This is a genomic window from Kitasatospora sp. NPDC056651, from assembly GCF_042792155.1.
Lineage (GTDB): Bacteria > Actinomycetota > Actinomycetes > Streptomycetales > Streptomycetaceae > Kitasatospora.
The window spans coordinates 1-24,939 of the sequence record NZ_JBHTWX010000002.1; the positions used below are offsets into that span (position 1 = coordinate 1).

The window sequence follows — 24,939 nt, forward strand, 5'->3', positions numbered from 1 at the left end:
GGCGGGGCCCCCCCCCCCGCGCGGCGGGGCCGGGTGAAACCCCCCGTCCCCCCCGGGCCCCCCCCGTACAAACCCCGGCGCCGGGGGCGGGGGGGGGGGACGGACCGCGGCGCGGCCGTGTCAGGGGGCAGGCGCTCAGCCGGCGTGGAAGGCCACGCGGACACCGGCGTCGACCGGCAGGACCAGCACGTTGCCGGTGGCCCAGATCCATTGCCGCGGGATCAGGAACATCCGGTTGCCGGCCTGCGCCAACAGCCGCAGGCCTTCGTAGCGGTACCGGAAGTGCGTCCCGGCCCCCTCGGCCGGCAGCGGTGTCTCCCGCACCCCGGGCCAGTCCAGTGCGAGCCGCTCCGAAGTGTCGAGCATGACGGCCGGCCGCACCTGGAGGTTGTGGGAGATCTCCTCGGCGTCGGCTCGCCCCTTCTGCTGGGCGTAGCTGCCGACCGCCCAGTACGCACACAGCGCGAGGATCGCCACCGTGACGCCCAGCGCCACCCGCTCCCCCGCCACGGGGAACGCCGCGCCGGTGCCCCGCACGTACAACAGCCGCGCCAGGAGGGCGAGCAGCAGTGCGCCACCGATCAGCAGCGGGGTTCCCATCGGGCCGGCGCCGATGACCTCGAACCCCGCCGCCAGGCCGAGCACCAGCAGCACGAGCACCGGCAGGACGGCGGCGACGCACACCCGACGCACCGCCCGGGAAGCCCCCGGGCTGCGGCGGGCGGCGGCGGACACACGCACGAACACCAGGGCGGCCACCAGCACCCCACTGAGCGCGACCCCGGCGGGCAGGTAGAGCGCCGAGGAGCTGCGCAGGAGCAGTTCCTGCGTGGAGAAGCCGATCGTCGCGGCGTCGAGGCCGAAGTAGCCGTAGAACGCGTCGGCGTAGGCGTAACCGAAGAAGAAGAGGAGCGCGGTGACGAAGGTGGTCGGGGCGATCCAGCGCGCGAGCGTGGTGATCCACCCGCTCCACGGGGCCGCGACGGGCGGCTCCGCGGCCTCGGACGGCAGCTCCGCTTCGGCGGGCCGGTCCTCCCCGGCAGGGCTCAGTGGGTGCTCCCGCTCTCGGTGCCGGTCCCCCCGCCGGGGCCTGTCGGTTCGGTGCCGGTCCCCCCGCCGGGGCCCGTCGGTTCGGTGCCGGTCCCCCCGCCGGGGCCCGTCGGTTCGGTGCCCGAACCGGTCTCACCGGTGATGGGCGCGGTCGGGCTGGGAGAGGTCGTACCGAGGACCCCTCCCACGGCCTTGAGCTCCCGCCTCTCCCCTCCGATGGTCACCGTGTAGCAGATCGGCCGGCCCTTCGAGCTCGACGTCGGGAGGGCGAACACCAGCGGTTCGCTGCGGCCGGCGTACACGGTCGTCGTGGCCTGGCGCGGGGTGGCGGGCGCGGCATCGACCGCGCAGTCGGTGACATCACTGACGACGGCCTGGACCGGGGTGGGCGAGGAGCTCTTCAGTGTGACGACGGCCCTCGTGCCCCAGCCCCGCCCGGCGGCGGACACCGCGCCGGCTTCCTGGAAGCTCGCCTCGGTCTCGCGAACCTCGGTCCGCTGGTCGCTGGGCTCCGGGCCGGTGGTCTGCCCATTGCCGTTCTGGCCGTTGTTGCCGGAGCCGCCGCAGGACGCGAGGGCCGGGACGAGCAGGGCGGGCGCCAGCCACCGGGCCGCGCGTCGGGTCCTGCCGCCTCCGAAGTGCCGGGTCCCGGCCATGCGTTCTCCCATCCGCCAAGCGTGGGCCGGTCGGCCCCGCCGCACGGTACCCGGGCCGGTGTCGCGCGGCGGGCCGCCGCGCTTCCCGGGCCGCGACCCGTCCCCCGTTCGGCGCAATCCGGAACGGGCCCGCTTGGCATAGAGTCGGACGGTCCGTCAGGAGACCGGAAGGAAGCACCCCGTGAGCACCGACACCCGCCCGGTACCGGAGCTGGCCGCCGAGGTCGTCGAGCAGTGGCGGGCCGAGGAGGCCGAGCTCGTCGACCTGCTGGCCCGGGCGCAGCGCGGCGTGGGCGGCGTCGCCGCCTTCCGGCTCGGCCCGACGCCGACCGTGCTGGTCACCGACCCGGCCGCCGTGCAGCACGTCCTGGGCCACCACCCGGACCGGTACGTCAAGCGCTCGCACCGCGCCCGGATGCTGGTCGGGGACGGCGTGCTGTCCGCCGCCGGAGATCCCTGGAAGCGCCAACGGCGGCTGTTGCAATCGCAGTTCACCGGCACCGGGATGCGCCGCTACGAGCGGCGGATCGCCGCCGCGGCGCGCCGGACCGCCGAGCGGTGGGAGGGGTACCGGCGCACCGGGGAGACCTTCGACGTCGCGGAGGAGATGCGCGGCTTCGCCCTGGACACCGTCTGGCGGGCGCTCACCGGGCTGTCGATGGACGAGCACACCGACCACGAACTCCGTTCGGTGGAACGGGTGGTGGCCGCCATGCCGACACTGCCGAGCAACGCGGCGGACGCCCGGGACGCGGTCGCCGGGGACCTGGCGCGGATCGACGCGGTGGCCCACGCGGCGATCGACGCGGCGCGCTCGGCCGGCCCGTCCGAGGAGCCCGGGGTGCTCCGGGTGCTGATCGAGGCCGGCGAGCAGTTCCCCGAGTACACCGACCGGCTGATCCGCGACGAGCTGGTCACCCTGCTCGTCGCCGGGCACGAGACCACGGCCACCACCCTCACCTGGCTCTTCCTGCTGCTCGACCGCCATCCCGAGGCCCGGACGGCCGACCCGCAGGCGCTGGTCGGCGAGACCCTGCGGCTCTACCCCTCCGCCTGGCTGCTCCCCCGGCACGCCGTCGAGGACGACGTGATCGCCGGGCACCGGATCACGGCCGGGACGGACGTCCTGGTCTGCCCGTACCTCACCCACCGCGACCCGGCACTGTGGCCCGACCCCGAGCGCTTCGACCCGGCCCGCTTCGCCGTCGGCGCGGACCGGCCCGGGCAGCTCGGCGCCTACTTCCCGTTCGGTCTCGGCGCCCGCGCCTGCCTGGGCACCCAGTTCGCCCTGCGGGAGACGACGGCGCTGCTGGAACTGCTGCTGCCGATGGGGCTGCCGGTGTTCCGGTCGCGCCCGACGGGGGCGGCGTACAGCATCACCGTACGACCGGACGGGCCGACACCGGCGGTGCTGCGCTGAGGTGCTCCGCGCCGCCCGCCGGGACGGGAAGGACGGGGCGGGACGGGACGGGACGGGACGGGAAGGGAAGGGAAGGGACGGGGCGGGACGGGGCGGGGTGCTCGCCCCGGCGGCGGTCTCCCGGCCGGAAGTCGCCTGCAACCTTCCGGGCCCGCCGCGCATCAGTGACGTGGGCCGGTCCCGCTGTCGACCGATCACCCGTATCGGCATAGGCTGATCCGCGCTCGAACCTTTGTTCCATACGGTGGTCGAGCACGGGCAGATGCGCCGGAGCGGGCGTGCCCGCAGTGCACGAAGGATCGCAGGGGGGATGGAAGCGTGTTCGAGGAGCACCCGAAGGACCGGCACGAGGGCTACGACGACCGGCACGACGGCTACGAGGGGTTCGACCAGCTCGCCGACGACGACGCCGGGCACGACCGGTACGGCCCGTACCACGAGGAGGACGACGGCGACGGTTCCCGGCAGCGGTCCGGCACCCGCCGGATCGTGATGGTGGCGGCGGGCGGGGTGTTCGCCGCGCTGCTGGCGGTCGGCGGCTACGGCGTCTACAACGTGGTGACCGCCGTGTCGGGCGGCGGTTCCTCCACCGACGGCGGCCACCAGGCCTCCGGCACGCCCGCGAAGACCCAGCAGACGGCCCCGCCGACCGCGGAGCAGGCCGAGGCCGCGGCCAAGGAGTTCCTGGCGGCCTGGGGCCGCGGCGACCTCACCGCCGCCGGCGGACTCACCGACCGGCCGGAGAGCGCCCGGGCCGCGCTGACGGCGTTCCACGACCAGGTGGGACCCCGCTCGCTCACCCTGACCGGGACGGGCCGCGCGCCGGGCGACAGCCCGGGCGAGCCGGCCCTCGGCTTCCGGGTGAAGGCGGAGTTCGAGGGCACCCCGGACGCCTGGGAGTACGACGGCGTGCTGAACTTCGCCCGCTCCGAGGACGGGCGGCCGGTGGTGCGCTGGAAGCCGTCCGTGATCCACCCCCAGCTCACCCAGGGCAGGACCATCGCGGTGAAGGCGCTGCCCGACCCCGTGTCCAAGCCCGCCGACCGCAACGGCCGGCCGCTGGACGCCTTCCCGTCACTGCGCGCCGTCCTCCCCCAGATCACCCCGCCGGACGGCTCCGACGCCGCCCCCGGCCGGGCCGTGATGCTCTCCGGCGCGAGCGGCACCGGCACCGAGCCGGAGCAGCTGTTCGTCCTGACCCCGGCGAGCGCCCCGCAGGTCAGGCTCACCCTGGACGCCGACCTCCAGCAGGCGGCCGAGGACGCGGTCAAGCAGCAGTCGGCGAACGGCAATCCGGCCTCGCTGGTGGCCATCCAGCCGAGCACCGGCAACATCCTGGCGATGGCCTACTCGGGCGGGTTCAACCGCGCGGTCGCGGGCGGCCAGGCGCCCGGCTCGACGATGAAGGTGATCACCTCGGCCGCGCTGCTGGAGGCCGGGGTGAGCCCGGACACCGTGGTGCCGTGCAAGGCCACCACCAACTCCCCGCGCGCCTGGCACAACGACGAGCCCGGCGACTTCCCGTCCTACACGCTCGCCGACGACTTCTCCCACTCCTGCAACACCGGCTTCATCGACAAGGGCCTGGAGAAGCTCCAGCCCGGCACCCTCGGCAAGGTCGCCCGGGAGCAGTTCGGCCTCGGCCTGGAGTGGCACATCGGCATCGCGAGCCGGGACGCCACCATCCCGACGCCCGGGACCAAGGACGAGACCGCGGCCCAGTTCATCGGCCAGGGCCAGATCCAGGTCAACTCGCTGCTGATGGCCTCGGTCGCCGCCACCGTGCAGAACGGGACGTTCCACCAGCCCGTGCTGCGCGCCGACGCCAAGCGCGCGACGGCGCCCGCCAAGCTCCCCGCCGACGTCGCCCGGGATCTGCGCGCCATGATGGCCAGGACCGCCACCCAGGGCACCGCCCGCACCCCGATGGCCGGCCTGTCCGGCCAGATCGGCGCCAAGACCGGCACCGTCGAGGCGGGCGGGCAGGCCAACAACAGCTGGTTCATCGCCTACCGCGGCGACCTCGCCGTCGCCGCCGAGGTCGAGGGCGGCGGCCACGGCTTCAGTGCGGCGGGCGTGGCCGCGGCCCAGGTGCTGAAGGCGGGCGGCAAGGGCTGAGACCCTCCGCCGGCCCCGCCGAGCCGCTCGCCGGAGCGGCTCACGGGGCCGGCGGCCGCACCCGGGCCGCCCGGGCCTCCAGGTAGCGGCGCTCCGCGAGGCTCGCGGTGGCCCGGGCGGCGCGCCGGTAGTGGTCGTACGCCCCGGCCGTGTCGCCGACGCGCTCCAGCAGGTGCGCCCGGACGGACAGCAGCCGGTGGTGCCCGGCCAGCCGGGAGTCGGCGTCCAGGGTGGCCAGCAGGGCCAGGCCGGCCTCCGGGCCCTCGGTCTCGGCCAGGGCGATCGCCCGGTTGAGGGTGACCACCGGGTTGGGCGCGATCCGTTCCAGGACCAGGTACAGGCCGTGCACCTGCCGCCAGTCGGTGGCCTCGGCGGTGGCCGCGTCGGCGTGGGTGGCGGCGATCGCGGCCTGGAGCCGGTACGGCCCGAGCTCCGGTCCGGCCAGCGCCTCCTTGACCAGCGCCGTTCCCTCCGTGATCAGCGCGCGGTCCCACACCGCGCGGTCCTGCTCGGCCAGCGGGACGAGGTCGCCGGCGGCCGTGGTGCGGGCCGCCCGGCGGGCGTCGGTCAGCAGCATCAGGGCGAGCAGCCCGGCGACCTCGCCGTCCCCGGGCAGCCGCGCGCGCACCATCCGGGTCAGCCTGATCGCCTCCCGCCGGAGGTCGAGGCGCTGCACCCGGTCACCCGAGGAGGCGGTGTAGCCCTCGTTGAAGATCAGGTAGAGCACGTGCAGGACGACCCGCAGCCGTTCCTCGAACTCGCCCGCGGGGACGGCCCCTTGCGGCCCGGACCCCGGCGACCACGCCCCCTCCGACCAGGCCCCCTCGGGCAGCTCGAACGAGCCGCCGGCGGCCCTGATCCGCTGCTTCGCCCGGCTGATCCGGGCCGCCATCGTCGCCTCCGGCACCAGGAACGCACGGGCGATCTCGGCCGTGGTCAGCCCGCCGACCGCCCGCAGGGTCAGGGCCGTCCGGGAGGCGGCGGTCAGCGCCGGGTGGCAGCACAGGAAGAGCAGCAGGAGCGTGTCGTCGGTGTCCGGCACCTCCTGCGGCAGCACCTCGGCGGCCGCCGTCGTCCGCTCCCGCTCGCGCCTCGCGCGGTCGCCGCGCACCTGGTCGACCAGCCGCCGCGAGGCGACCGTCACCAGCCAGCCGCGCGGGTTGTCCGGCACCCCCTCGGACGGCCACTGCACGGCGGCGGCGAGCACCGCCTCCTGCACCGCGTCCTCGCAGCCCTCGAAACGGCCGTACCGCCGTACCAACGTGCCGAGGACCTGCGGCGTGAGCCCGCGCAGCAGGTCCTCGAAGTCCGGTGCTGTCATGCCTCCAAGTGTCCGTCGCAGAACATCACCTGGCGCACCTCGACGCCCAGCCCCTCGATCCCGGTGTCCGGGATGCCGGTGGCCACCTCGATCGCGCGCTGCCGGTCCTCACAGTCGATCAGGTAGAAGCCGCCCAGGTACTCCTTGGACTCCAGGAACGGTCCGTCGGTCACCACCGGCTGCCCGTTGCGGACGGTCACCACGGCGGCCTGCGAGGGGTCGACCAGCGCCTGGGTGCAGATGAACTCGCCGGACGCCTTCAGCTCCTCCATGAACCGGACGTGTCCGGCGCCGAGCGCCGCCTTCTCCTCCTCGGTCAGCGCGTCCAGCACGGCCGGGTTGATGTGCAGGCTGATCAGGAACTTCATCGCGTCCTCCTCGGGTGCGCGGGCCCGGCAGGGACCGCCTTCGACCGGTGGTCGGAGCGGATGCCGCCGTCTTGACGTCCTCCGCCGGGGAATCTCGCACGGATCTCCCGCCACCGGCGGCCGCCGGGGGACGAGGCGCCGGCTCACCCGCATGACAGATTGACAGGTCGCGTCATACTGTAACGCGCTGTCGCCCGACGGCTTCCGGCCCCGCCGGACCGTCGGACCCCTCCCCCAGCGGCTCGGAGCACGCCATGCACCCCTTCCTCGACCATCCCGGGCCGCTCGCCTTCGCCCACCGGGGCGGTGACCTCGGGCGCCCGGAGAACTCGCTGGCCGCCTTCGGGGCCGCCGTCGCACTCGGGTACCGCTACCTGGAGACGGACGTGCACGCGACCGCCGACGGCGTGCTGGTGGCCTTCCACGACGCGCGCCTCGACCGGGTCACCGACCGCACCGGGGCGGTGGCGGAGCTGCCCTGGGAGGTCGTCAGGAAGGCCCGGATCGGCGGGAGCGAGCCGGTGCCGCTGCTGGAGGACCTGCTCGGCGCGTTCCCCGGGGCCCGCTTCAACATCGACGTCAAGGCGGCGCCGGCCATCGGGCCGCTGGTCGAGGCGATCCGCCGGACCGGAGCCTGGGACCGGGTCTGCGTCGGCGGGTTCTCCGACTCCCGGCTCGCCGCCGTCCGCGCCGCCTCCGGGCCGCGCCTGGCCACCTCGCTGGGGCCGCGCGAGGTGGCCAGGCTGCGACTGCGTTCGATCGCCGAACCGTTTCTCCGTCCACGCACTCATTCACCGGCCGTTCAGCCCTCGTTCGGAAGGCGGTCGCCCGACCGGCCGTCCTCCGGGCTAGCGTTCGCCGGGCTGTGCGCGCAGGTGCCGGAAAAGCACCTCGGAGTCCGGATCGTCGACCGGGCCTTCGTGCGCACCGCCCACCGGCTCGGCCTCCAGGTGCACGTCTGGACTGTGGACGATCCCACACGGATCAGGGCTCTCCTGGACCTGGGTGTGGATGGCATCATGGCCGATCGCATCGACGTCCTGCGGGACGTCCTCGGCGAGCGCGGCTGCTGGAACGACGGCGGCAGCGGCTCCAGCACGGCAATGGGGACTCCATGAGCACCACGAAACCGGCGACGCACCAGCCGGCCGATCCACCGACCGGCCCGACGACCACCGCCACCGACAACGCCCGTGCCCTGCGCCGGATGCAGTTCGGCTGGTACGTCAACGACTGGGCCAACGCCGCCTTCTCGGCCACCGTCCTGACGGTGTTCCTGGGCCCGTACCTGACCACCGTCGCCAAGGACGCCGCCGACGCGGCCGGCAACGTGCACCCGCTCGGCCTGACGATCCGCGCAGGATCGTTCTTCCCGTACACGGTCTCCTTCTCCGTGCTGCTCTCGGTCGCGGTGATGCTGCTGACCGGCGCCCTCGCCGACCGCACCGGGCGGCACAAGGAGCTGATGTGCGGCTTCGCGTACGTCGGCGCGCTCGCCACGATGGGGATGTTCTTCCTCAGCGGTGACCGCTACCTGCTCGGCGGCGCGCTGCTGGTGGTCGCCAACATCTCGTACGCGGTCTCGGTCGCGCTCTCCTACGCCTACCTGCCCGGCCTGGCCACCCCGGACGAACGGGACAAGGTCTCCTCCAAGGGCTGGGCCTACGGGTACGCGGGCGGCGGACTGCTGCTGGTCGCCAACCTGGTGCTGTTCCAGGGTCACGACGCGTTCGGCCTGGACTCCGGCACCGCCGTGCGGATCTGCCTCGCCTCGGCCGGCCTGTGGTGGGCGCTGTTCACCGTCGTCCCGCTGCTGCGGCTGCCCTCACGGGCCGGAGTCGCCCCCGGCCCCGCCGCCGCGGCGGCCACGTCCGAGGACGGCCGACCCACCACCGGCAGCCTGCGCGAACTCGCCCGCACCCTGCGCGGCATGCGCGAGCACCCGCTCACCCTGCTCTACCTCGCCGCCTTCCTCTGCTACAACGACGGCATCCAGACCGTCGTCTCCCAGGCCTCGCTCTACGGCAGCGAGGAACTCGGCATGGAGCAGACCTCGCTGGTCACCGCCGTCCTCCTGGTCCAGATCGTGGCGATCGGCGGCGCCCTGCTGCTCGGCCGGATCGCCCACCGCCACGGCGCCAAGCGGACCATCCTCGGCTCCCTGGTCGGCTGGGTGTTCACCCTCGCCCTCGGCTACTTCATGCCCGCCCACCAGCCGATCTGGTTCTACGCCCTGGCCTGCATGATCGGCCTGGTGCTCGGCGGCAGCCAGGCGCTCTCCCGCTCGCTCTTCTCCCACCTCATCCCGCCCGGCCGGGAGGCCGAGTACTTCAGCTTCTACAAGGTCAGCGACCGCGGCACCAGTTGGATGGGCCCGCTGGTCTTCGGCCTCGCCTACCAGCTCACCGGCAGCTACCGCTCGGCGATCATCTCGCTGCTGGTCTTCTTCGTCATCGGCTTCGTGATCCTGCTGAAGGTCCCCGTGCGCCGGGCCATCGAGGCCGTCGGCAACCCCGTCCCCGAGCGCCTCTGACCACGGAACGCGTCCGCTTCAGGGCGTGTTCCGCGTGTTCCGCCTGTTCGCCCGACGGCCCGGCCCCAGCGATCCGCCGAGCGCGACGTGCTCGAACAAGCGTCGTCCACAGGCGAGTTGGGCATGGGGGCGGCAGCCTGTCGACCCGTCGGCTCGGCACACGAACTTCGGCCTGGGGCCCGGCAGTTGCAGAGCCGACCGGCCGTCGAGGCGGCGGTCAGCGGCCCGTGGTGACGACCATGCGGAAGCGCGCCCGCCCGCCCGCCATCTTCGCCACCGCGGTGGCGGCCTGCTCCAGTGGCACCTCCTCGGTCCACGCCCGCACACCCGTCCGGGCCGCGAAGCGCAGGGTGTCCTCGGTGTCGACGGCGGTGCCCGAGGCATGGCCGTAGACCCTGCGGCCGCCGCCGATCAGCTGCACCGGGCTGATCGCCAACTGATCGGTCGAGGCACCGACGATGACGAGTTCACCGCGCCGGCCGAGCCCGTCGACGGTGGCGGACATCGCGTCGGCGTTGGCGGCGGTGGCCAGGACCACCTTCGCGCCGCCGAGGCCCCGGAGGGCCTGGGCGACGTCACCGGCGGTGCTGTCGATGTAGTGCTCGGCGCCGAGCTCGTGCGCCAGCGGCTCCTTCTCCGCGCCCCGGGCGATGGCGACGGTCCGGAATCCCATCGCCCGGGCGAACTGGACGCCCAGATGACCGAGCCCGCCCAGGCCCAGGACGGCGACGGTGTCACCGGGCCCGGCGGCGGAGCGGCGCAGCGCGTTGAAGACGGTGACCCCGGCGCAGGCAAGCGGCGCGGCCTCCACGGCGCTCAGCCCGTCGGGGATCGCGGCCAGCGCCATCGCCGGAGCGACGACGCCGTCGGCGTAGCCGCCGGGGTAGGCCGCACCGGGAACCCGCAGGTCGGGGCAGAGGATGCCGTCACCCGAGCGGCAGGCCTCACATCGCCCGCAGCTGCCGCCGTACCAGCCGACGGCGACCCGGTCACCGGTCTTCCAGCCCTCCACCCCCTCGCCGAGCGCGTCGATGCGGCCCGCGATCTCGTGACCGGGAGTGACCGGGAAGGTCGTACCGGGCAGGGCGCCTCCGGCGATCATCAGGTCGGAGTGGCAGACCCCGCACGCCTCGACGGCGATCCGCACGTCCCCGGGCCCCGGCTCGCGGACCGGGACCTCGGACAGTTCGAGCGCCGATCCCGGCGCGGCGACCCGCGCGGCGCGCTGCACGCGGTCGGACGAGGAGTCGGACGAGAAGGTGGCAACCATGGCGGAACACCCTTCGGTACGGGATCGGGGCGGGGCTGTGCCCGCACCCGCCGGCCCCTCCAGCTTCCTGCGTCCGCCACCGTTTGTCCCCGCGCGGCGGCCCCGTTCGCCCCGGCAGGGCGGCCCCGGCGGCGGGCGCCTCGTGCCTCCCGTCCGGGTCGGTCGGTCTCCCAGGGCGTGCGGGGCCGGCACCAGGTCGTCGGCGACGCCCGTCAGCCGGGCCGCCCGCAGCACCTGGACCCTCTCCCCGGCCCGGCGGGCGAAGGGCCGCTCCCCGCCCGCGGGTTGCCGCCGAGGGCCGCGGGACGGGCCCGAGCCTCTACGCTGTTCGACGCCCCGTCGACCGTCCCTGGAGCCCGCCGTGCCCGCCGTACCCGTCGCCCCCCTGTTCGCCGCCCTCGACATCGGCGGCACCAAGATCGCCGGGGCGTTGGTCGACACCACCGGACGGCTGCGTCACCGGCTCCAGCTGCCCACGCCCGCGACCGAGCCCGGCGCCACCGTGCTCGGTGTGGTGCACCGGGTGCTGGAGCGGCTCGCCGGAACGGCCGACTGGGCCGCCGTGACGGCCGTCGGCATCGGCAGCGCCGGCCCCGTCGACCTCGCCGCCGGCAGCGTCAGCCCGGTCAACATCCCCGGCTGGCGCGACTTCCCCCTGGTCACCGCGGTCGCCGCGCACCCGGCGGTCGCGGCGCGCTCGCTGCCCGTCCGCCTGGCCGGGGACGGTGTGGCGATGGCCGCCGCCGAGCACTGGCAGGGCGCGGCCCGGGGTGCCGCCAACGCGCTCTGCCTGGTGGTGTCGACCGGCGTCGGGGCCGGGCTGGTGCTCGACGGGGCGGTACGGCCCGGCCCCAGCGGCAACGCCGGCCACCTCGGCCACATCACCGTCGAACTGGACGGCGAGCCCTGCCCGTGCGGCTCGCGCGGCTGCCTGGAGGGCCTCGCCAGCGGCACCGCGATCGCCCGCCGGGCCCTCGCCGAGGGCTGGCGGCCGCTGGACGGGGACCGGACGGCCCGCGCCGTCGCCGCCTCCGCCGCCTCCGGCGACCCGGTCGCGCGCGCCTCCTTCGACCGCGCCGCCCAGGCGCTGGCCGCCGGGATCGCCGCCACGGCCGCCCTGGTGGACCTCTCCCGGGTCGTGGTCGGCGGCGGCGTCGCCACGGCCGGGGACGTGCTGTTCGCCCCGCTCGCCCGCCACCTGGACCGCTACGCCGCCCTGCCGTACCTCCGCGGCCTGGACGTGCGCCGCGCCGAACTGGGCACCGACGCCGGGCTGATCGGCGCGGCGGCGCTCTGCCGCTGAGCCGCCCCGGTGTTCCGGCCTTGCTTCCGCCTCCTGCGGCGACCGACCCGGGCGCGGAGCCGTCGCTTGCCGCCGCCGTGTGGCGGCCGGTCGAGCGGGATCAGGCCGGCGCCGGGTGCCCGAACAGCAGGTCGTAACCGTCCGGGAGTTGCTCGATCACCTGGTCCAGCAACGGCCCGGGGACCAGGTCCGCGACGGTGCTCAGCACGGCCCCGATGTCCCACTGCGCCGTCGCCGGGGTCGCCCCGTCGATCCATCCCACCACGGCCTGCACGAAGCGATCGGCGGTCAGCGGCTCGTCGGCGGGCTCGGCGTCGCGCAGCAGCGTGGCGTAGGCGGCGGGCAGCGCGTCGGCGAGCTCACCCCGCTCGGATCCCACCAGGTGCTCGCCGAGCAGGGCCAGCACGACCCGGGCGGCGTGTTCCGCCTCGGCCTCGCCCCGGTACTCGGCGCGCTCCACGATGCGGGCGAGGAAGTCCTCCCAGGAGATGGTCATCGCGTCCTCCTTCCGGTCGGCGGGCTCCGGCCGGACCGGCGGCGGTCCGTCCCTGGGCCAGGAGGGAGGTCGCACTGCGTGACCACGGCGGGACGTGCCGGTGCCCGTGCTGCTCAGCGTAACTCGCCCCGGCGTCCTCGTAACCGGCCGATCGGCCCGGGCCGCGAGCTCACCCCACCGAGGCGTGACACCGCCTGCGCGGCCGACGGGACGGGGTCACCGCACCGACCGGTACCCGCTGGGCCGGCGTGGTCGCCTGTACGGCCACCGTCGGCGCGGTGACGGTGGCCGCGGTCACCGTCGTGGCCGCCAGGGCGGCCTGGGCGCGGGTGGCGTCCGCCATGAACGCCGAGAGAAAGATCCGCTCGGCCGGGCTCAGCGCACGCGAGCGGCCGGATTCGCGGTCCCGCGCGACCACCACGGTGCGCGCCCGCATAAAGACCATGCCGTCCCGGCAGACATTGACCTCGATCCGCACGGAACTCCGCCCGAGCCGCTCCACGGTGAGCAGCACCGACAACGGCTCGGGCCGGTGGTGCAACTGTTCCAGGTAATCGATCTCGTGTCTCGCGATAATGAACCCGGAGGGGAACAGCGATTCCCGGACGGCGGTTTCGTGGTGGCGGAGCAGGTCGTAAATCCCCTCCTGGATGTAGCCGACCAGACGGGCGTTGTTGATGTGGCCGTTCTCGTCGACGTCGCTCCACCTGGTGGGGCAGGACAGCACGTGAGCGCCCGTCTGCACCGCGTTCACTGCCGGTTCAGCCCGGCACCGGCGGGGAGCAGCGCACGCTGCAACCTGGCGTAGTAGCCGGAGTGTTCGGCCGCCATCCGGGCCGCGGTCCAGCCCTCCTCGGCCGCCTCGGCAGCCGCCTGGACCACCAGGCTGTCCAGCACCGTGTCGACCGACCGGCAGAGGTCGTGGACGGCCGCGAGCCGCTCGGTCACATCCGCCCCGCTCCCCGCGTTCCGGGACGGGAAGGCGGCCAGGGATTCCATCGCGAGCTGAAGGTCGTCGACTCCGTCTGGCCGGTTTTCCACAGGGAAATGCCGCATGTTTTTCTCCATGACTCATTCGGCCGTTACGGCCCAGTAGCTAGCGTTCGAATACACCGGATCGGTGTCGACCCCCCGACCCCACGACGCTATCCCAGCCGAAGGGGGTCAACTGATGGTTTGCGGACCGCGACGGGAAACTGACCACCATCGGAGTAGTTTGTCGGTGTACACAATATGCCCCGTCAGTCGAATGCCGTCCGCAATTCGGGTGGTATCTCCGACGCGCGCGCCCGGATGGACGGCCCCGGGTAGAAAATCTGCTACTGGCCACTCCACCACCTCACCTGGTCCGGCCGCGTGCCGCGCACGGCCGGAAGCCGTCCGGCCGGCGCGGGGCCGTCACCGAGGGGCACCGGTCGCGCCGAGCCGCATGCCCGGGCCCCGCCGTGAGCGGCCGGCGGGCACCGGGCCCGCCTCCGGCGGTGTCGAGGTCCCGCTCGGCGGCGGGACCGGCCGGATCGGCCCGGTGCACGACGGTCAAGCGGTCGGCGGTGGCGCCGCGGGCCCGCCGACGCGGTCACCCGGGACCGACCGCGAGCCGCCGGAACGGGGACCGGGCCGTGCCCGCCGCGCCAGGCGGTGGACCGCTCCGCGGAGTGCGCGGGGCAGCGGAGCGGTCTTCAAGGCCGGCACGGTGCTCCTCCGCACGCCTTCACCGTCGTCGCTGCGGGCCGTCTCCGCTCGGCGGCGCGTCCGAACGGACGAGTGGGGCGGCGCTGGTGGGGCGCCTGGCTCGGCGCCCCCGGAGTCAACGCCCCGGAGTCGAGGCCTCGGGCTCGGCGCCGCGGACTCGGAACCCCGGACTCAGCGCCCCGAGACCAGGTCGGCGACCCGGGCGATCGGCGAGGTGGTGGCCCGGCCGGCCGCCTCCTGCCGGTCGGCGGCGCGGTACGCGGCGTACATCGCGTGCACCCCCAGCCAGCGCAGCGGCTCCGGCTCCCAGCGCCGTACGGTGTGGCCCACCCACGGCAGCCCGGTCAGCTCGGTGTCCCGGCCGAGCACCAGGTCCCGCAGGGTGCGGCCGGCCAGGTTGGTGGTGGTCACCCCGCTGCCGACGTACCCGCCCGCCCAGCCGAGCCCGCTCGCCCGGTCCAGCTCGACGGTGGCGCACCAGTCCCGGGGGACGCCGAGCACGCCCGCCCAGGCGTGGTCGATCCGGGCGTGCGCGGCGGCCGGGAAGAACCGGTCGAGAATCCGGCGGAGTTGGCGCACCGTCTCCACCTGGGTGGTGCCGTCCGAGTCCGTCCGCGAGCCGAACCGGTACGGCACACCCCGCCCGCCGAGCGCGATCCGGTCGTCGGCGGTGCGCTGCGCGTACATGTAGGCGTGCGCGAAGTCGCCCAACACCTCGCGGCCCTGCCAGCCGGCCTCCGCCCAGAACTCGGCGGGCAGCGGCTCGGTGGCGACCATCGCGGAGTTCATCGGGAGCCAGGTCCGCTTCTCGCCGCGCAGTCCGGCGGTGAACCCCTCGGTGGCGCGCAGCACGTGGTCGGCGGTGACGGTGCCGTACGGGGTGACGGCGCGCGGCGCGCGGTGGCCGGAGCCGGGCAGGATCGCGGTGACCACCGTTCCCTCGTACACCTCGACGCCCAGCTCGCGTACGGTGCGGGCGAGGCCACGGGCGAGCTTGGCGGGCTGGACGCGGGCGCCGTAGCGGGTCCAGCAGCCGCCGATGGTGCCGGCCACGTTGACGCGCTCGGTCGCCTCCTTGGCGCTCAGCAGTTCGACCCGGCCTTCGCCGTAGGCCCGCTCGCCCTCGACGTGTTCCCGCAGGCGGTCCAACTGCGGTTTGTTGCGGGCGACTTCGAGAACGCCACCACGGACGATGTCGGCCTCGATGCCCTCGGCGGCGGCGATGTCGACGACCTCGCCGACCGCCTCGTCCATCATCCGCTGCATCACCGCCGCGCGCTGCCGCCCGTACCGCTTGGCGAACGCGCCGCGGCCCGCGAAGCCGTTGTACAGCCAGCCGCCGTTGCGACCGGAGGCGCCGTAGCCGCAGAAGCGCTGTTCGAGGACGGCGATCCGGAGGGACGGGTCGGCCTTCTTCAGGTAGTAGGCGGTCCAGAGGCCGGTGTAGCCGCCGCCGACGACGCACACGTCGACGTCCCGGTCCCCCGGCAGCCCGGGACCCGCCTCGGGCACCCCGTCCGCCGCGTACCAGAACGACACCTGACCGTTGACCGCCGCCACCGGATACCTCCCACACCCTCGCTGACCTGCCCGGACGCTACCTCCGGCCGCTTGGCGGGGCCACCCCTCACAGTGCAAGGATCGCCGGGCCCGACCAGCCACCCTGTCAGTCCCGGTCAGTCCTGGTCAGTCCCGGTCAGTCCCGCAGGAGCTCCAGGGCGCGCGTCCAGCTGTACGAGCCGGGCACGAAGTCCGCGATCCGCACGCCCATCCGCCGCAGCTTCGCCAGGCTGTCCGCGTAGGCGGGGTGCGCCGCCTGGGCGGCGCTGAGGCACGGCTGCACGGCGACGGGGATGCCCCAGCCGTACGACTCGCAGAGGATGCCGAGGGCGAGGGTGTCCGAGATGCCCAGGGCCCACTTGTTGATCGAGTTGAAGGTCGCGGGCGAGACCACGATCGCGTCCGGATCGGGCAGCGGACGCGGCTCGCCGGGCTTCCGCCAAGCCGAACGGATCGGAAACCCGGTCTGCGCGATGATGGCGTCCGAGTCGATGAGCGCCATCGCGTCGGGGGTGGCCACCACCCCGACGTCCCAACCCTGTTGCCGGGCCTCGCCGATCAACTCCCCCACCCCGCCCGCGACTCCCGCCGCACACACGACGACGTACAACACCGGCTTCCTGGCCATGTTCAGTGGTCCCCTCCAGTCACCGCCGGCCCAGTGTCAGGTCGGCATGCACCACCTTCCCAAACTGCTCGGGAAGCGCACCCCACCGTCCCAGTGTCAGATGGTGGACGAGGGCGAGCCCGCGGTGCCCCTCGTCGGCTTCGCCCGCGACCATCATGGTGGGCAGCACCCGCGACCCGTCCCGCACTGCCACCCGCACGGTGCGGTCGGTGATCCGCCGGATCGAGACGGTCATCCTGGTCAGGCACCCGGTCTTCACGGCGTTCGTCACCAACTCGCTGGCGATCAGCTCAGCCTGGTCGACCAGCTCCGGCAGCTCCCACTCGTGGAGTTTCTCCCGGACCAACCTGCGTGCCGCGGAGGCCGACTCCGGCCGGTAGGGAAGCCGCGCCGTCGCCGGAAACGGACTTCGACCAGACTGATCGCCCGGCGCCGCCTGGGAACGACTGGCAGCCCTCGAACACTCCACCTCGACGGGTCGACTCATCACAGGTCACTCCTCCGTGCAGTGGTGGCGCCGTTGCCCTGACGAGGGCGCTCACCCGGCCACCGCTCTCCCGCGCCGGTACGACCCACACGCGAGCGGCTCTCGACCACCCAACCCGCTCAAGGAGCACGCGAACGACCCCGAGTCAGTGACTCCGAGTCGGAGTCACCACACGCTGCGTTGCCTTACGATCGATCCACGTCAGCAAGGGAGCGAGTGATGGATCATCGGCCGGACCCGCGACAGGTTGTCGCCGGACTCCTCGATGACCAGAGGTTTCTGACCGCGTGCGCGGCCCGCGACATGGGAGCCGTCTTTCGTCTCCTGAACTCCCGTGGTGTCAGCACCCGTCGACTGGCCGCAGCCGCCGACATCACCCAGGGGCGCCTCTACGACTACATGAACGGCAGGACCAGGGTCGAGAAGCTCGCCCTGTTCGAGCAGATCTCCGCGGCGAACCACTTCTCCCGCGCCTTCGCCCTTGCCCGAGCGGCGGACGACCAGCCGCTCGCAGCCCACATCGCCGCCAGCACGAGCCACTTGTGCCTCCACCGAGGTGATCCGTGCCAGGCCTCGCACTGGGCCACGATCGGCCTGGAGCTGGCCCGTCAGGGACCCCGGCTGCCGAGTCTCACGGCCAGGCTGCACACCGCGCTCGCACGGGCGCTTGCCGCCTCCCATCAGTTCGGTTCGGCCGTCCGCTCGCTCGACCTCGCCCACACCGCACTCACCACCCGGGCCGACGAGTCACACCCGTGGTTGAGCCCCTTCGACCACGCCACCTTGGCCGGCGACTCCGCGCTGGTGTTCGGTGACCTCGGACGGCAAGCGGACGCGCTCAGATGCGCCGAAGAGGCAGTGGCCCTGAGGGAGGAAGGCCGTACCCGATCGTTGGCCTTCAGCCGCATCACACTCGCCCGCGCACACATCTGTGACGGTGACCTGGACGCCGCGATCGCCGTCGGCGACGACCTGCTCACCACCAGCCCGACGCTCGGATCCGTGCGGGTGGTCGACCAACTCGACGGCCTGGTCGGCCTCCTCGGCAGACACCGCGGCTACAAGCCCGTACGGGAATACCTGGCACGATCCGATGAAGCGAGCCGGACCAGACTCCTCCTGCTCGCCGACATCATCCCGTCGCCTCGGGGAGGCACATCGTGAGGCCCGCACCCACCGACACCGAAGCCTGGAACGCCTACCTCGCCGAGGGCAACGCCAAGCAGGCCCGCAAACGGGTCTCCGCCGACGTCATCCTGCGTGACGAGCACGGCCGCATCCTCACCGTGAACCCCACCTACAAGGACGGCTGGGACCTGCCCGGCGGCATGGCGGAGGCCAACGAACCCCCCGACCAGGCCGCCATCCGCGAGCTGCGCGAGGAACTCGGCCTCGCCATCACCATCCACGGCCTGCTGGTCGTGGACTGGGTTCCGCCGCACGGACCTTGGGACGACCAGCTCGCCTTCGTCTTCGACGCGGGCACCCTCTCCCCAGCCGTCGCGGCCGCTCTGCGGCCACAGGACGACGAGCTCTCCGAAGCCCTCTTCCTCCCGGCCGCCGAGGCCGCTGCGCGGCTCCTCCCCCGCCAGCGCAATCGCTTGCAGGCCGCTCGCCGCGCGCTCACCGACGGCCGGACCCGTTACCTGCACAACGGAGCCGAGCTGTGGCAGTTCCGAGTAACCCACTGATCAAAGGACATTGACATGACCGAGGACGGCCGGATCTTCCGTGAGGCGTGGATCGCCGGGGTGCGCAAGCACTTCCCCGGCGATCCCAAGCCCGGTTACGTCTCCCCCTGGGACGACACGCCAGAGTGGGAACGGGCCTGTGCCGCAGCGGTGTTCGGGCAGATCCGGGACTTCGTCGCGATCAGTGCCGGCGCCACCTCCAAGCTCACCCGCGAGCAGAAGGGCCGCTTCGTCGCCACCTGCTGGATCGCCCAGATCCACAAGCACATCGCCGATCCCAAGCCCGCCTACGTCGCCGACTGGGACGGCCTGCCCAAGTGGCAGCAGGAGACCGACGCCGACATCTTCGAGACCGTCGAGCGCCAGGTCTGAACCCGGGTGCGCCAAGCTCTCCTACGCCCCGCCGGTCCGCAGCCGGTCACCCCACCAGTGCGGCCGCCGCGTCCGCGCAGCCCCAGCTGAGGGTGACCCCGGCGCCGCCGTGGCCGTAGTTGTGGATGGTCCGGCCGTCCGGCTCCGCTTCCAGCCGGGGCCCGCCGTGCCGGGCGGGCCGCAGGCCGACGACGTGGTCGATGACCCGGGCCCCGCGCAGTTCGGGGACGTGGGCCGTGCAGCGGGCGATGATGGCCTCGGCGGTGGCCGGGTCGGGCGCGGTGTTCCAGTCCCCTGGTTCGAAGGTGCCGCCGAGGACGACGTCGGCGCTGCGCGGGTGGACGTAGGTGTAGCCGCCCGGGTCGTCCTGGATGCGGGTGGAGGCCGGCAGTCCGGGGTTGCGGACCAGGACGATCTGGCCGCGCACCGGGTGCACGGCCTCGTCCTCGCAGAGCTGCCGGGCGGCGATGCCGGTGGCGTTGACCACCACGGGCGCCCAGACCCGGGCCTGGTCGAGGAGGTCGAGGCGGCGGTGGACGATCTCGCCTCCGTTGTCGATGAACCGCCCGAGCAGCCAGGGCAGGTAGAGCGGCATCTCGACGGCGGGGGCCGTGAACGACCAGCCGTCCGCGCAGTTCGGCCCGCGTTCGGCCGCCGTCAGCCGGCGCAGGTCCGGGACGGCGGCGCCCCACCAGGGCTCGCCCGGCTGCCGCTCGTGCGCCAGCATCCGGGTTCTGCGCATCGAGACGCCGGGCACGCCCTCCGCCGCCTGACGGGCGAACTCGGCGAAGGCGGTCGCCGACCAGTGCGCGACCTCGCCGCTCGTGCCCGTGGCGACCGGGAACCAGACGGCCGCCGCCACCGCCGAGGTCGTCGACAGCAGGCCGTCGGCCGTCACCACGACGACCCGGAGTCCCTTCTCCTGGAGCCGGATCGCCGTGGTGAGCCCGATGACCCCGCTGCCGACCACGACGACGTCCACCGCACCATCCATCGCGTTCTCCTCCTCCGACGGGCCGCCCGTTGGGGTGGCGGCATCCGTCTTCAGGAAATCCGCTCGGCCCGGCATCCGTCCAAGACCAGATCTGTCCCGGGACGATAAGCGGCGCTTATCATCACCGGATGGATCTGCGGATGGACCTGCGCCGGATGCGCTACTTCTCCATGCTGGCCGAGGAGTTGAACTTCACCAAGGCCGCCGTTCGGCTGCACGTGGCACAGTCGGCGCTCAGCCAGCAGATCAAGGCGCTGGAGCGGCAGCTCGGCGCGCAGCTGGTCGAGCGCACCAGCAAGGGCTGCGTCCTGACCCCGGTCGGCCGGGCGGTCGCCGAGGAGGCGCGCCGGGTGCTGGGCGAGGTGGCGGAGGCCGAGAGGCGGATCGCGGCGGTGGTGCGGGGGCGGGAGGGGAGACTGCGGGTGGCGTACACCCGTTCCGCGCGCGGCGGGGTCTGTGACGCCCTGGTGACCGAGTTCCGCAACCGGTACCCGCGGCTGGACGTCGCCCTGCAGACCGGCTGGACGTCGCACAACGTCACGGAGCTGCTCGCCGGACGGCTGGACGCGGCCTTCGTCCGGCCGCCGCTCGACGTTCCCGGGCTGGCCTGCCGGATCATCGCCGAGGAGGAGCTGCTGCTCGCCGTTCCGGCGGGCCATCCGCTGGCCCGCAGCCGGGCCCGGATCGGCCGGCACCGCATCGCCGACGAGCCGGTGGTGCTGTGGCCGCGCGAGAACGGGCCCGGGATGCACGCGCTGATCACCGGGCAGCTGTGGCCCGGCCGTTCGCCGCGGATCGTGCGCGAGGAGCCGGACGACGAGCAGCTCCTGCTGGCGGTGGCGGCCGGCTACGGCATCGCGCCGATTCCCGAGGGACGGGCCCGGGTGTTCCGGATTCCCGGCATCTGTCTGCGCCGGCTCACCGCGCCGGTGCCGACCGTCACCCTGGGCCTCGCCCACGATCCGCGTTCGGCCCCGCCGGCCGTCCAGCTCCTCCTCGCGATGGCCCCGCCGCTCGGGCCGGCCGGAGGGTCGCCGGAAGCCGGACAGCCGTGATCCGCCGACCCTGATCCGCCGACCCTGATCCGACACCGGGACCGCCCCCCGATCCGTCGGGGCCGGGCGCTCAGCGGGCGAGGAAGCCGGTGAGCCGGGCGTCGAGCTCGACGGTCTTGCCGTTCAGGCCGGTCTTGACGAACTGCCAGCTCAGACCGTTGATGACGCCCTGGCCCAGCGGCGCGAACGCGGCGAAGGCGGGCTGGCTGAGGTCGATGTGGGTGGAGTCGCAGGAGGGACACTGGTCCTTCACCGGGACGGTGATGGTCTTGCCCTGGTAGGTCACCTTGACTGAAATGCCTTGGCAGACCGGGTCGTTGTTCGGGTTGGCGGCGGTCCACCAGGTGTGCGAGACGGCGACCAGCATCTGGGTGGCGGCGTTGATCTGGGTACCGCAGGCGCCGTAGCCGGCATCGGTGTAGTAGGTGGCCTTGCCGGTCATGGGTGTGTTGATCGGGATCGCGGCACTCGCGGATCCGGCTGTGAGGGCGATGAGGGCAACTGCGGCGAGCGGGGCGCCCGCGAGGATCCTGAGGTTCTTGCCGATGACGCGCATGGTTCGTTCCCTCCGGTTGCCGTGCTGATCACGGAAGCGATGAGCATGGGCATGACATTCAGGCCTCGACAGATTCGCACGACAGTTCGTCGACCGAACGCCCGCCCCTGGGGAGGAAAGCTATGCGCCGTCCGCATCGCGGTCCAGACCTCCGCGCTGTCGGCAGGAACACAAGGCAGGCATCTTCACCAATGCGCCCGATGGGGCGAAGATGCGTGACCGCTCCGACGCGAAGGGTGTTGACAGATCGTCACCCGAGTCTCCGGAGGCCCCTCAGATGCGCACCACGCTCGCCGCCCTGCTCCTCGGCACCGTCCTGCTCCCGACCGCCGCACCCGTCACCGCGGCCCCCCTCACCGCCGGCGCGGCGCCCCGCGCGGTGAACCAGGGCTACAGCATCCCGGTCGCCGGCGTGACGGATCTCGGCGCGCTGCCCGTCCTCGCAAGCCTCGGCATGGACTTCGCCCGCCTGCTCGGGCAGTAGCACGTCCAGCGCCACCGTGACCGAACGTCACGGCCTTGGCGGCCTCCGGGCAAGCGTCGGCCCCGGCGTGGGAACCTCCCGCGCGCCGGCCCGAATTTCTTCCGCTCCGAAAATTAGTAACCCCGGCACCCGGCCACAAGCCCGAACGCCCTCCCGCAGCGCGCCCGTTACCGCCCCGCCATCGGCCGCAACCTGCCGAAAGGAACCGCAAGCGGCCGAAACGAAGCGGCAACACCCTTTCCCACCAGCCAAGATGACGATTGACAGCAGCCCCGGCGGTTGCGCACGATGAGGCCCGAGCCCATCCAGCAGCGACCCGGAAGGAGGGCCGATGCACACCGCCGTCCGCCCCGCCCCCCGCCGCTGCCCGCGCCGCTGTTGTCGCGGCGCGCTCGCGTTCTGACCGTCCGCCACAGCGGACCACCGCACCCGTACGCCGCGCCCCGCCCCGCCCCTGCGGAGCCGTACGCCCAGCGCTGCCCGAACGCCCTTCCCCTCACCTCCCCTTCATCGCTCACCGTCACCACACCCGTCCCGAAAGGGCCCCGCCATGACCACCACCGCCCCCAGCCCGGCCGCACTCCGCCTCACCCCCGTCGCCGGCCGGATCGGCGCGCTCGTGCACGACATACGCCTCGGCGGCGACCTCCCCGCCGAGACCGTCGCCGCCCTCGAATCCGCCCTGTACGAGCACAAGGTGCTCTTCTTCCGCGGCCAGCGGCACCTGGACGACGCCGAGCAGGAGGCCTTCGCCCGGCTGCTCGGCCACCCGGTCGGCCACCCCACCGTGCCCAGCGCGGACGGCCGCTACGTCTTCGAGCTGGACGCCACCAAGGGCGTGCGCGCCAACAACTGGCACACCGACGTCACCTTCGTCCCGTCCTACCCCAAGGCCTCGATCCTGCGCGCCCTGGAGCTCCCGCCGGCCGGCGGCAGCACCGTCTGGGCCAACACCGCGGCCGCCTACCAGGACCTGCCCGCCCCGCTGCAGGCGCTCGCGGAGAGCCTGCGCGCCGTCCACACCAACGACTACGACTACGCCGCCCGGCTCGCCCTGCGCCCCGAGCTGGCGAACAACCCCGAGATCGCCAGGCTGTTCCGGGACGTGTTCGTCTCCACCGCCTTCAAGACCGAGCACCCGGTGGTCCGGGTCCACCCGGTGACCGGTGAGAAGACCCTGCTGCTGGGCGCCTTCGCCCAGCGCATCCAGCAGCTGTCCGGCGACGACGGCAAGGCGCTGATCGACCTCTTCCAGCGCTACGTGGAGCGGTTGGAGAACACCGTCCGCTGGGACTGGCAGGTCGGCGACGTGGCGATCTGGGACAACCGCGCCACCCAGCACTACGCGGTCGCCGACTACGGCGACGAACCGCGCCTGGTGCGCCGGATCACCCTGGACGGTGACCTGCCGGTCGGTGTGGACGGCGTCCCGAGCCGGCTGCTGGAGCCCGCCGACCCGCCGCGGGTGCCCGGCCTGGTGCCCGCCGCGGAGCTCGAAGCCGAGGGACTCGAAACCGAGAAGCTCAAGGCCGCGGGTCTCGGAGCCGAGAAGACCGAAGCGACCGACTGACCCCGACGGTCCGAGGAGAACGCCGTCCGTGACCACGTCCGTGACCACATCCACCACCCTCCGCGCCGGCGACGACCGCCGGGAGGCCAACGCCTCCGCCGTCCTGCGCACGGTGCTCGACCACGGGCCGATCGCCCGCAGCCGGGTCGCCGCGCTCACCGGGCTCAGCGCCTCGGCCGTCTCCCGGCAGACGGTGGACCTGGTCCGGCTCGGAGTCCTGTACGAACGGCCGGAGTTGGCGGTCGGCGGCACCGGAACGCTGGGCCGACCGCAGCTCCCGCTCGACCTCGACCCGGAGCGGCTCGCGGTGGCCGGGCTGCACATCGGCCTGCCGTTCACCACCGTCGCGCTGCTCGACCTGCGCGGCCGGGTGCTGCGCCGCAAGGAGTTCCCGCACCGCGGCCGGACCGGGCCCGAGCTGCTGAAGGCGCTGCCGGCCCGGCTGCCCCGGTTGATCGACACCCTGCGCGGCCACCGTACGGTGGTCGGGCTGGGTGCCGTCACCGGCGGCTCGGTCGACCCCGAGAACGGACTGGTCCTCCGTCACGAACCGCTGGAATGGCGCGACGTGCCGCTGTGCGCGCTGCTGGCCGACGCCACCGGGCTGCCCGTCCGGGTGGACAACCACGCCCGGGCGCTCACCCTGGCGGAGATCCTCTTCGGCCACCCGGCGGCCCGCCGCAGCATGGCGCAGCTCTTCGTCGGCCACGTGGTGGACGCGGCGCTGGCGGTCGCGGGCACCGTCCACGTGGGCCCGCCCTCGGCCATCGGCGGCCTCGGCCACCTCCCCGTCAGCGGCACGGTCACCGACCCGGACGCGGACAGCCGGGAGCGCTGCCACTGCGGCCGGCGCGGCTGCCTCTCGGTGGCCGCCTCGGACACCACGCTGTTCGCGGCGGCCGCCGCCGAGGGGGTCACCACCGAGCCGAGCCGCGAGCAGCTGATCGCCGCCGTCCGCCGGGGTGACCCGACGGCGAACCGACTGGTGCGCAACCGGGCCCGGCTGCTCGGCCGCGCGCTCGCCCTGCTCGCCGACGTGGTCAACCCCGACCTGCTGGTGCTGACCGAGCACTTCACCTCCCTCGATCCCGCCCATCTCGACGTCGTCCGGGCCGAGTTCGCCCTGCACTCGCACCTGGACCGGGACGCCGGCCTGCTGATCGCCCAGCGACACGGCCCGGACGTCCTCGCCGTGGCCGCCGGCGCTCCGGTGCTCGGCGAGCTGTACGCCCGGCCGGTCCAGGCGCTCGCCGCACCCCGCGCCGGCCACCATCCCTGACCGCCCGCCATCCGTGACCGCCCACCATCCACTACC

25 protein-coding genes are annotated in these 24,939 nt (G+C 73.7%); 12 read left to right on the plus strand and 13 right to left on the minus strand.

Features of this window, described 5'->3' with window-relative positions:
- Positions 1-135: 135 nt before the first annotated feature.
- Together ACFRAR_RS01625 and ACFRAR_RS01630 are read right to left on the minus strand one after the other, a co-directional pair.
- Positions 136-747, minus strand: coding sequence for a hypothetical protein (locus tag ACFRAR_RS01625; protein ID WP_380693507.1), 612 nt, complete (start codon positions 745-747; stop codon positions 136-138).
- A gap of 299 nt (positions 748-1,046) precedes the next feature.
- A complete protein-coding gene (locus ACFRAR_RS01630) occupies positions 1,047-1,718 on the minus strand; it encodes a hypothetical protein (protein ID WP_380693509.1) in 672 nt (223 codons plus the stop codon).
- Positions 1,719-1,887: 169 nt separating this feature from the next.
- Here ACFRAR_RS01630 and ACFRAR_RS01635 point away from each other — a divergent pair, with 169 nt between their 5' ends.
- A complete protein-coding gene (locus tag ACFRAR_RS01635; RefSeq protein WP_380693511.1) occupies positions 1,888-3,126 on the plus strand; it encodes a cytochrome P450 in 1,239 nt (412 codons plus the stop codon).
- A gap of 318 nt (positions 3,127-3,444) precedes the next feature.
- The gene (locus ACFRAR_RS01640; protein WP_380693513.1) at positions 3,445-5,244 is read left to right on the plus strand and encodes a penicillin-binding transpeptidase domain-containing protein; all 1,800 of its coding nucleotides are present in this window, start codon (positions 3,445-3,447) and stop codon (positions 5,242-5,244) included.
- A gap of 40 nt (positions 5,245-5,284) precedes the next feature.
- Here the strand turns inward: ACFRAR_RS01640 and ACFRAR_RS01645 are convergent, their stop codons facing one another.
- Both ACFRAR_RS01645 and ACFRAR_RS01650 read right to left on the minus strand, forming a co-directional pair.
- Positions 5,285-6,565, minus strand: coding sequence for an RNA polymerase sigma factor (locus tag ACFRAR_RS01645; RefSeq protein ID WP_380693515.1), 1,281 nt, complete (start codon positions 6,563-6,565; stop codon positions 5,285-5,287).
- Positions 6,562-6,933 carry a YciI family protein gene (locus tag ACFRAR_RS01650; RefSeq protein WP_380693517.1) on the minus strand — a complete coding sequence of 124 codons (372 nt, stop codon included), beginning with the start codon at positions 6,931-6,933 and terminating at the stop codon, positions 6,562-6,564. The genes ACFRAR_RS01645 and ACFRAR_RS01650 overlap by 4 nt, the downstream gene beginning before the upstream one ends.
- 254 nt (positions 6,934-7,187) lie before the next feature.
- On the opposite strand from ACFRAR_RS01650, the gene ACFRAR_RS01655 reads away from it, so the two are divergent.
- Complete coding sequence (locus ACFRAR_RS01655; RefSeq protein ID WP_380693519.1) at positions 7,188-8,051, plus strand: glycerophosphodiester phosphodiesterase; 864 nt, start codon at positions 7,188-7,190, stop codon at positions 8,049-8,051.
- A complete protein-coding gene (locus tag ACFRAR_RS01660; RefSeq protein WP_380693521.1) occupies positions 8,048-9,466 on the plus strand; it encodes an MFS transporter in 1,419 nt (472 codons plus the stop codon). Before ACFRAR_RS01655 ends, ACFRAR_RS01660 begins: the two co-directional genes overlap by 4 nt.
- A gap of 217 nt (positions 9,467-9,683) precedes the next feature.
- On the opposite strand, the gene ACFRAR_RS01665 is transcribed toward ACFRAR_RS01660, so the two are convergent.
- Positions 9,684-10,736, minus strand: a complete 1,053-nt coding sequence (locus tag ACFRAR_RS01665) for an alcohol dehydrogenase catalytic domain-containing protein (protein ID WP_380693523.1) — start codon at positions 10,734-10,736, stop codon at positions 9,684-9,686.
- Positions 10,737-11,097: 361 nt separating this feature from the next.
- Here ACFRAR_RS01665 and ACFRAR_RS01670 point away from each other — a divergent pair, with 361 nt between their 5' ends.
- Positions 11,098-12,039 (plus strand): ROK family protein, encoded by a 942-nt coding sequence (locus tag ACFRAR_RS01670; RefSeq protein ID WP_380693525.1) that lies wholly within the window; start codon positions 11,098-11,100, stop codon positions 12,037-12,039.
- Between the two features lie 100 nt (positions 12,040-12,139).
- Here ACFRAR_RS01670 and ACFRAR_RS01675 read toward each other — a convergent pair whose 3' ends face one another.
- The 6 genes from ACFRAR_RS01675 to ACFRAR_RS01700 all read right to left on the minus strand — a co-directional run bounded on the left by ACFRAR_RS01675 (position 12,140) and on the right by ACFRAR_RS01700 (position 16,902).
- A complete protein-coding gene (locus ACFRAR_RS01675; protein ID WP_380693527.1) occupies positions 12,140-12,535 on the minus strand; it encodes a DUF2267 domain-containing protein in 396 nt (131 codons plus the stop codon).
- Between the two features lie 169 nt (positions 12,536-12,704).
- Positions 12,705-13,280, minus strand: coding sequence for an acyl-CoA thioesterase (locus ACFRAR_RS01680; protein ID WP_380693529.1), 576 nt, complete (start codon positions 13,278-13,280; stop codon positions 12,705-12,707).
- 5 nt (positions 13,281-13,285) lie between these two features.
- Complete coding sequence (locus tag ACFRAR_RS01685; RefSeq protein ID WP_380693531.1) at positions 13,286-13,483, minus strand: hypothetical protein; 198 nt, start codon at positions 13,481-13,483, stop codon at positions 13,286-13,288.
- A gap of 915 nt (positions 13,484-14,398) precedes the next feature.
- On the minus strand, positions 14,399-15,787 hold the full coding sequence (locus ACFRAR_RS01690) for an NAD(P)/FAD-dependent oxidoreductase (RefSeq protein ID WP_380693533.1): 1,389 nt from the start codon (positions 15,785-15,787) through the stop codon (positions 14,399-14,401).
- 136 nt (positions 15,788-15,923) lie between these two features.
- Positions 15,924-16,415 carry a flavoprotein gene (locus ACFRAR_RS01695; RefSeq protein WP_380693535.1) on the minus strand — a complete coding sequence of 164 codons (492 nt, stop codon included), beginning with the start codon at positions 16,413-16,415 and terminating at the stop codon, positions 15,924-15,926.
- A 19-nt stretch (positions 16,416-16,434) separates the two neighbouring features.
- On the minus strand, positions 16,435-16,902 hold the full coding sequence (locus ACFRAR_RS01700; RefSeq protein WP_380693537.1) for an ATP-binding protein: 468 nt from the start codon (positions 16,900-16,902) through the stop codon (positions 16,435-16,437).
- A gap of 219 nt (positions 16,903-17,121) precedes the next feature.
- On the opposite strand from ACFRAR_RS01700, the gene ACFRAR_RS01705 reads away from it, so the two are divergent.
- The 3 genes from ACFRAR_RS01705 to ACFRAR_RS01715 are packed head-to-tail and all read left to right on the plus strand — an operon-like array spanning position 17,122 to position 18,965.
- Positions 17,122-18,066, plus strand: coding sequence for an XRE family transcriptional regulator (locus tag ACFRAR_RS01705; RefSeq protein ID WP_380693539.1), 945 nt, complete (start codon positions 17,122-17,124; stop codon positions 18,064-18,066).
- Positions 18,063-18,593 (plus strand): NUDIX domain-containing protein, encoded by a 531-nt coding sequence (locus ACFRAR_RS01710; protein WP_380693541.1) that lies wholly within the window; start codon positions 18,063-18,065, stop codon positions 18,591-18,593. Before ACFRAR_RS01705 ends, ACFRAR_RS01710 begins: the two co-directional genes overlap by 4 nt.
- 15 nt (positions 18,594-18,608) lie before the next feature.
- Positions 18,609-18,965 (plus strand): hypothetical protein, encoded by a 357-nt coding sequence (locus ACFRAR_RS01715; protein WP_380693543.1) that lies wholly within the window; start codon positions 18,609-18,611, stop codon positions 18,963-18,965.
- A 46-nt stretch (positions 18,966-19,011) separates the two neighbouring features.
- Here the strand turns inward: ACFRAR_RS01715 and ACFRAR_RS01720 are convergent, their stop codons facing one another.
- On the minus strand, positions 19,012-19,959 hold the full coding sequence (locus ACFRAR_RS01720; RefSeq protein WP_380693545.1) for an FAD-dependent oxidoreductase: 948 nt from the start codon (positions 19,957-19,959) through the stop codon (positions 19,012-19,014).
- A 128-nt stretch (positions 19,960-20,087) separates the two neighbouring features.
- Between ACFRAR_RS01720 and ACFRAR_RS01725 the strand changes: the two genes are divergently transcribed.
- Positions 20,088-21,014 (plus strand): LysR family transcriptional regulator, encoded by a 927-nt coding sequence (locus tag ACFRAR_RS01725; protein ID WP_380693547.1) that lies wholly within the window; start codon positions 20,088-20,090, stop codon positions 21,012-21,014.
- Between the two features lie 70 nt (positions 21,015-21,084).
- On the opposite strand, the gene ACFRAR_RS01730 is transcribed toward ACFRAR_RS01725, so the two are convergent.
- The gene (locus ACFRAR_RS01730) at positions 21,085-21,570 is read right to left on the minus strand and encodes a cysteine/serine endopeptidase inhibitor (protein ID WP_380693549.1); all 486 of its coding nucleotides are present in this window, start codon (positions 21,568-21,570) and stop codon (positions 21,085-21,087) included.
- 277 nt (positions 21,571-21,847) lie between these two features.
- On the opposite strand from ACFRAR_RS01730, the gene ACFRAR_RS01735 reads away from it, so the two are divergent.
- The 3 genes from ACFRAR_RS01735 to ACFRAR_RS01745 all read left to right on the plus strand — a co-directional run bounded on the left by ACFRAR_RS01735 (position 21,848) and on the right by ACFRAR_RS01745 (position 24,903).
- Complete coding sequence (locus ACFRAR_RS01735) at positions 21,848-22,054, plus strand: hypothetical protein (RefSeq protein ID WP_380693551.1); 207 nt, start codon at positions 21,848-21,850, stop codon at positions 22,052-22,054.
- 550 nt (positions 22,055-22,604) lie between these two features.
- Positions 22,605-23,624, plus strand: a complete 1,020-nt coding sequence (locus ACFRAR_RS01740) for a TauD/TfdA dioxygenase family protein (RefSeq protein ID WP_380693553.1) — start codon at positions 22,605-22,607, stop codon at positions 23,622-23,624.
- 28 nt (positions 23,625-23,652) lie between these two features.
- On the plus strand, positions 23,653-24,903 hold the full coding sequence (locus tag ACFRAR_RS01745) for an ROK family protein (RefSeq protein ID WP_380693555.1): 1,251 nt from the start codon (positions 23,653-23,655) through the stop codon (positions 24,901-24,903).
- The last annotated feature ends 36 nt before the right edge of the window (positions 24,904-24,939 follow it).

Coding starts and splice junctions, on each gene's coding strand:
- ACFRAR_RS01630 (WP_380693509.1), bottom strand. CDS start 1,718: ATGGGAGAACGCATGGCCGGGACCCGGCACTTCGGAGGCGGCAGGACC.
- ACFRAR_RS01645 (WP_380693515.1), bottom strand. CDS start 6,565: ATGACAGCACCGGACTTCGAGGACCTGCTGCGCGGGCTCACGCCGCAG.
- ACFRAR_RS01650 (WP_380693517.1), bottom strand. CDS start 6,933: ATGAAGTTCCTGATCAGCCTGCACATCAACCCGGCCGTGCTGGACGCG.
- ACFRAR_RS01655 (WP_380693519.1), top strand. CDS start 7,188: ATGCACCCCTTCCTCGACCATCCCGGGCCGCTCGCCTTCGCCCACCGG.
- ACFRAR_RS01660 (WP_380693521.1), top strand. CDS start 8,048: ATGAGCACCACGAAACCGGCGACGCACCAGCCGGCCGATCCACCGACC.
- ACFRAR_RS01665 (WP_380693523.1), bottom strand. CDS start 10,736: ATGGTTGCCACCTTCTCGTCCGACTCCTCGTCCGACCGCGTGCAGCGC.
- ACFRAR_RS01675 (WP_380693527.1), bottom strand. CDS start 12,535: ATGACCATCTCCTGGGAGGACTTCCTCGCCCGCATCGTGGAGCGCGCC.
- ACFRAR_RS01695 (WP_380693535.1), bottom strand. CDS start 16,415: ATGGCCAGGAAGCCGGTGTTGTACGTCGTCGTGTGTGCGGCGGGAGTC.
- ACFRAR_RS01700 (WP_380693537.1), bottom strand. CDS start 16,902: ATGAGTCGACCCGTCGAGGTGGAGTGTTCGAGGGCTGCCAGTCGTTCC.
- ACFRAR_RS01705 (WP_380693539.1), top strand. CDS start 17,122: ATGGATCATCGGCCGGACCCGCGACAGGTTGTCGCCGGACTCCTCGAT.
- ACFRAR_RS01715 (WP_380693543.1), top strand. CDS start 18,609: ATGACCGAGGACGGCCGGATCTTCCGTGAGGCGTGGATCGCCGGGGTG.
- ACFRAR_RS01720 (WP_380693545.1), bottom strand. CDS start 19,959: ATGGATGGTGCGGTGGACGTCGTCGTGGTCGGCAGCGGGGTCATCGGG.
- ACFRAR_RS01725 (WP_380693547.1), top strand. CDS start 20,088: ATGGATCTGCGGATGGACCTGCGCCGGATGCGCTACTTCTCCATGCTG.
- ACFRAR_RS01730 (WP_380693549.1), bottom strand. CDS start 21,570: ATGCGCGTCATCGGCAAGAACCTCAGGATCCTCGCGGGCGCCCCGCTC.
- ACFRAR_RS01735 (WP_380693551.1), top strand. CDS start 21,848: ATGCGCACCACGCTCGCCGCCCTGCTCCTCGGCACCGTCCTGCTCCCG.
- ACFRAR_RS01740 (WP_380693553.1), top strand. CDS start 22,605: ATGACCACCACCGCCCCCAGCCCGGCCGCACTCCGCCTCACCCCCGTC.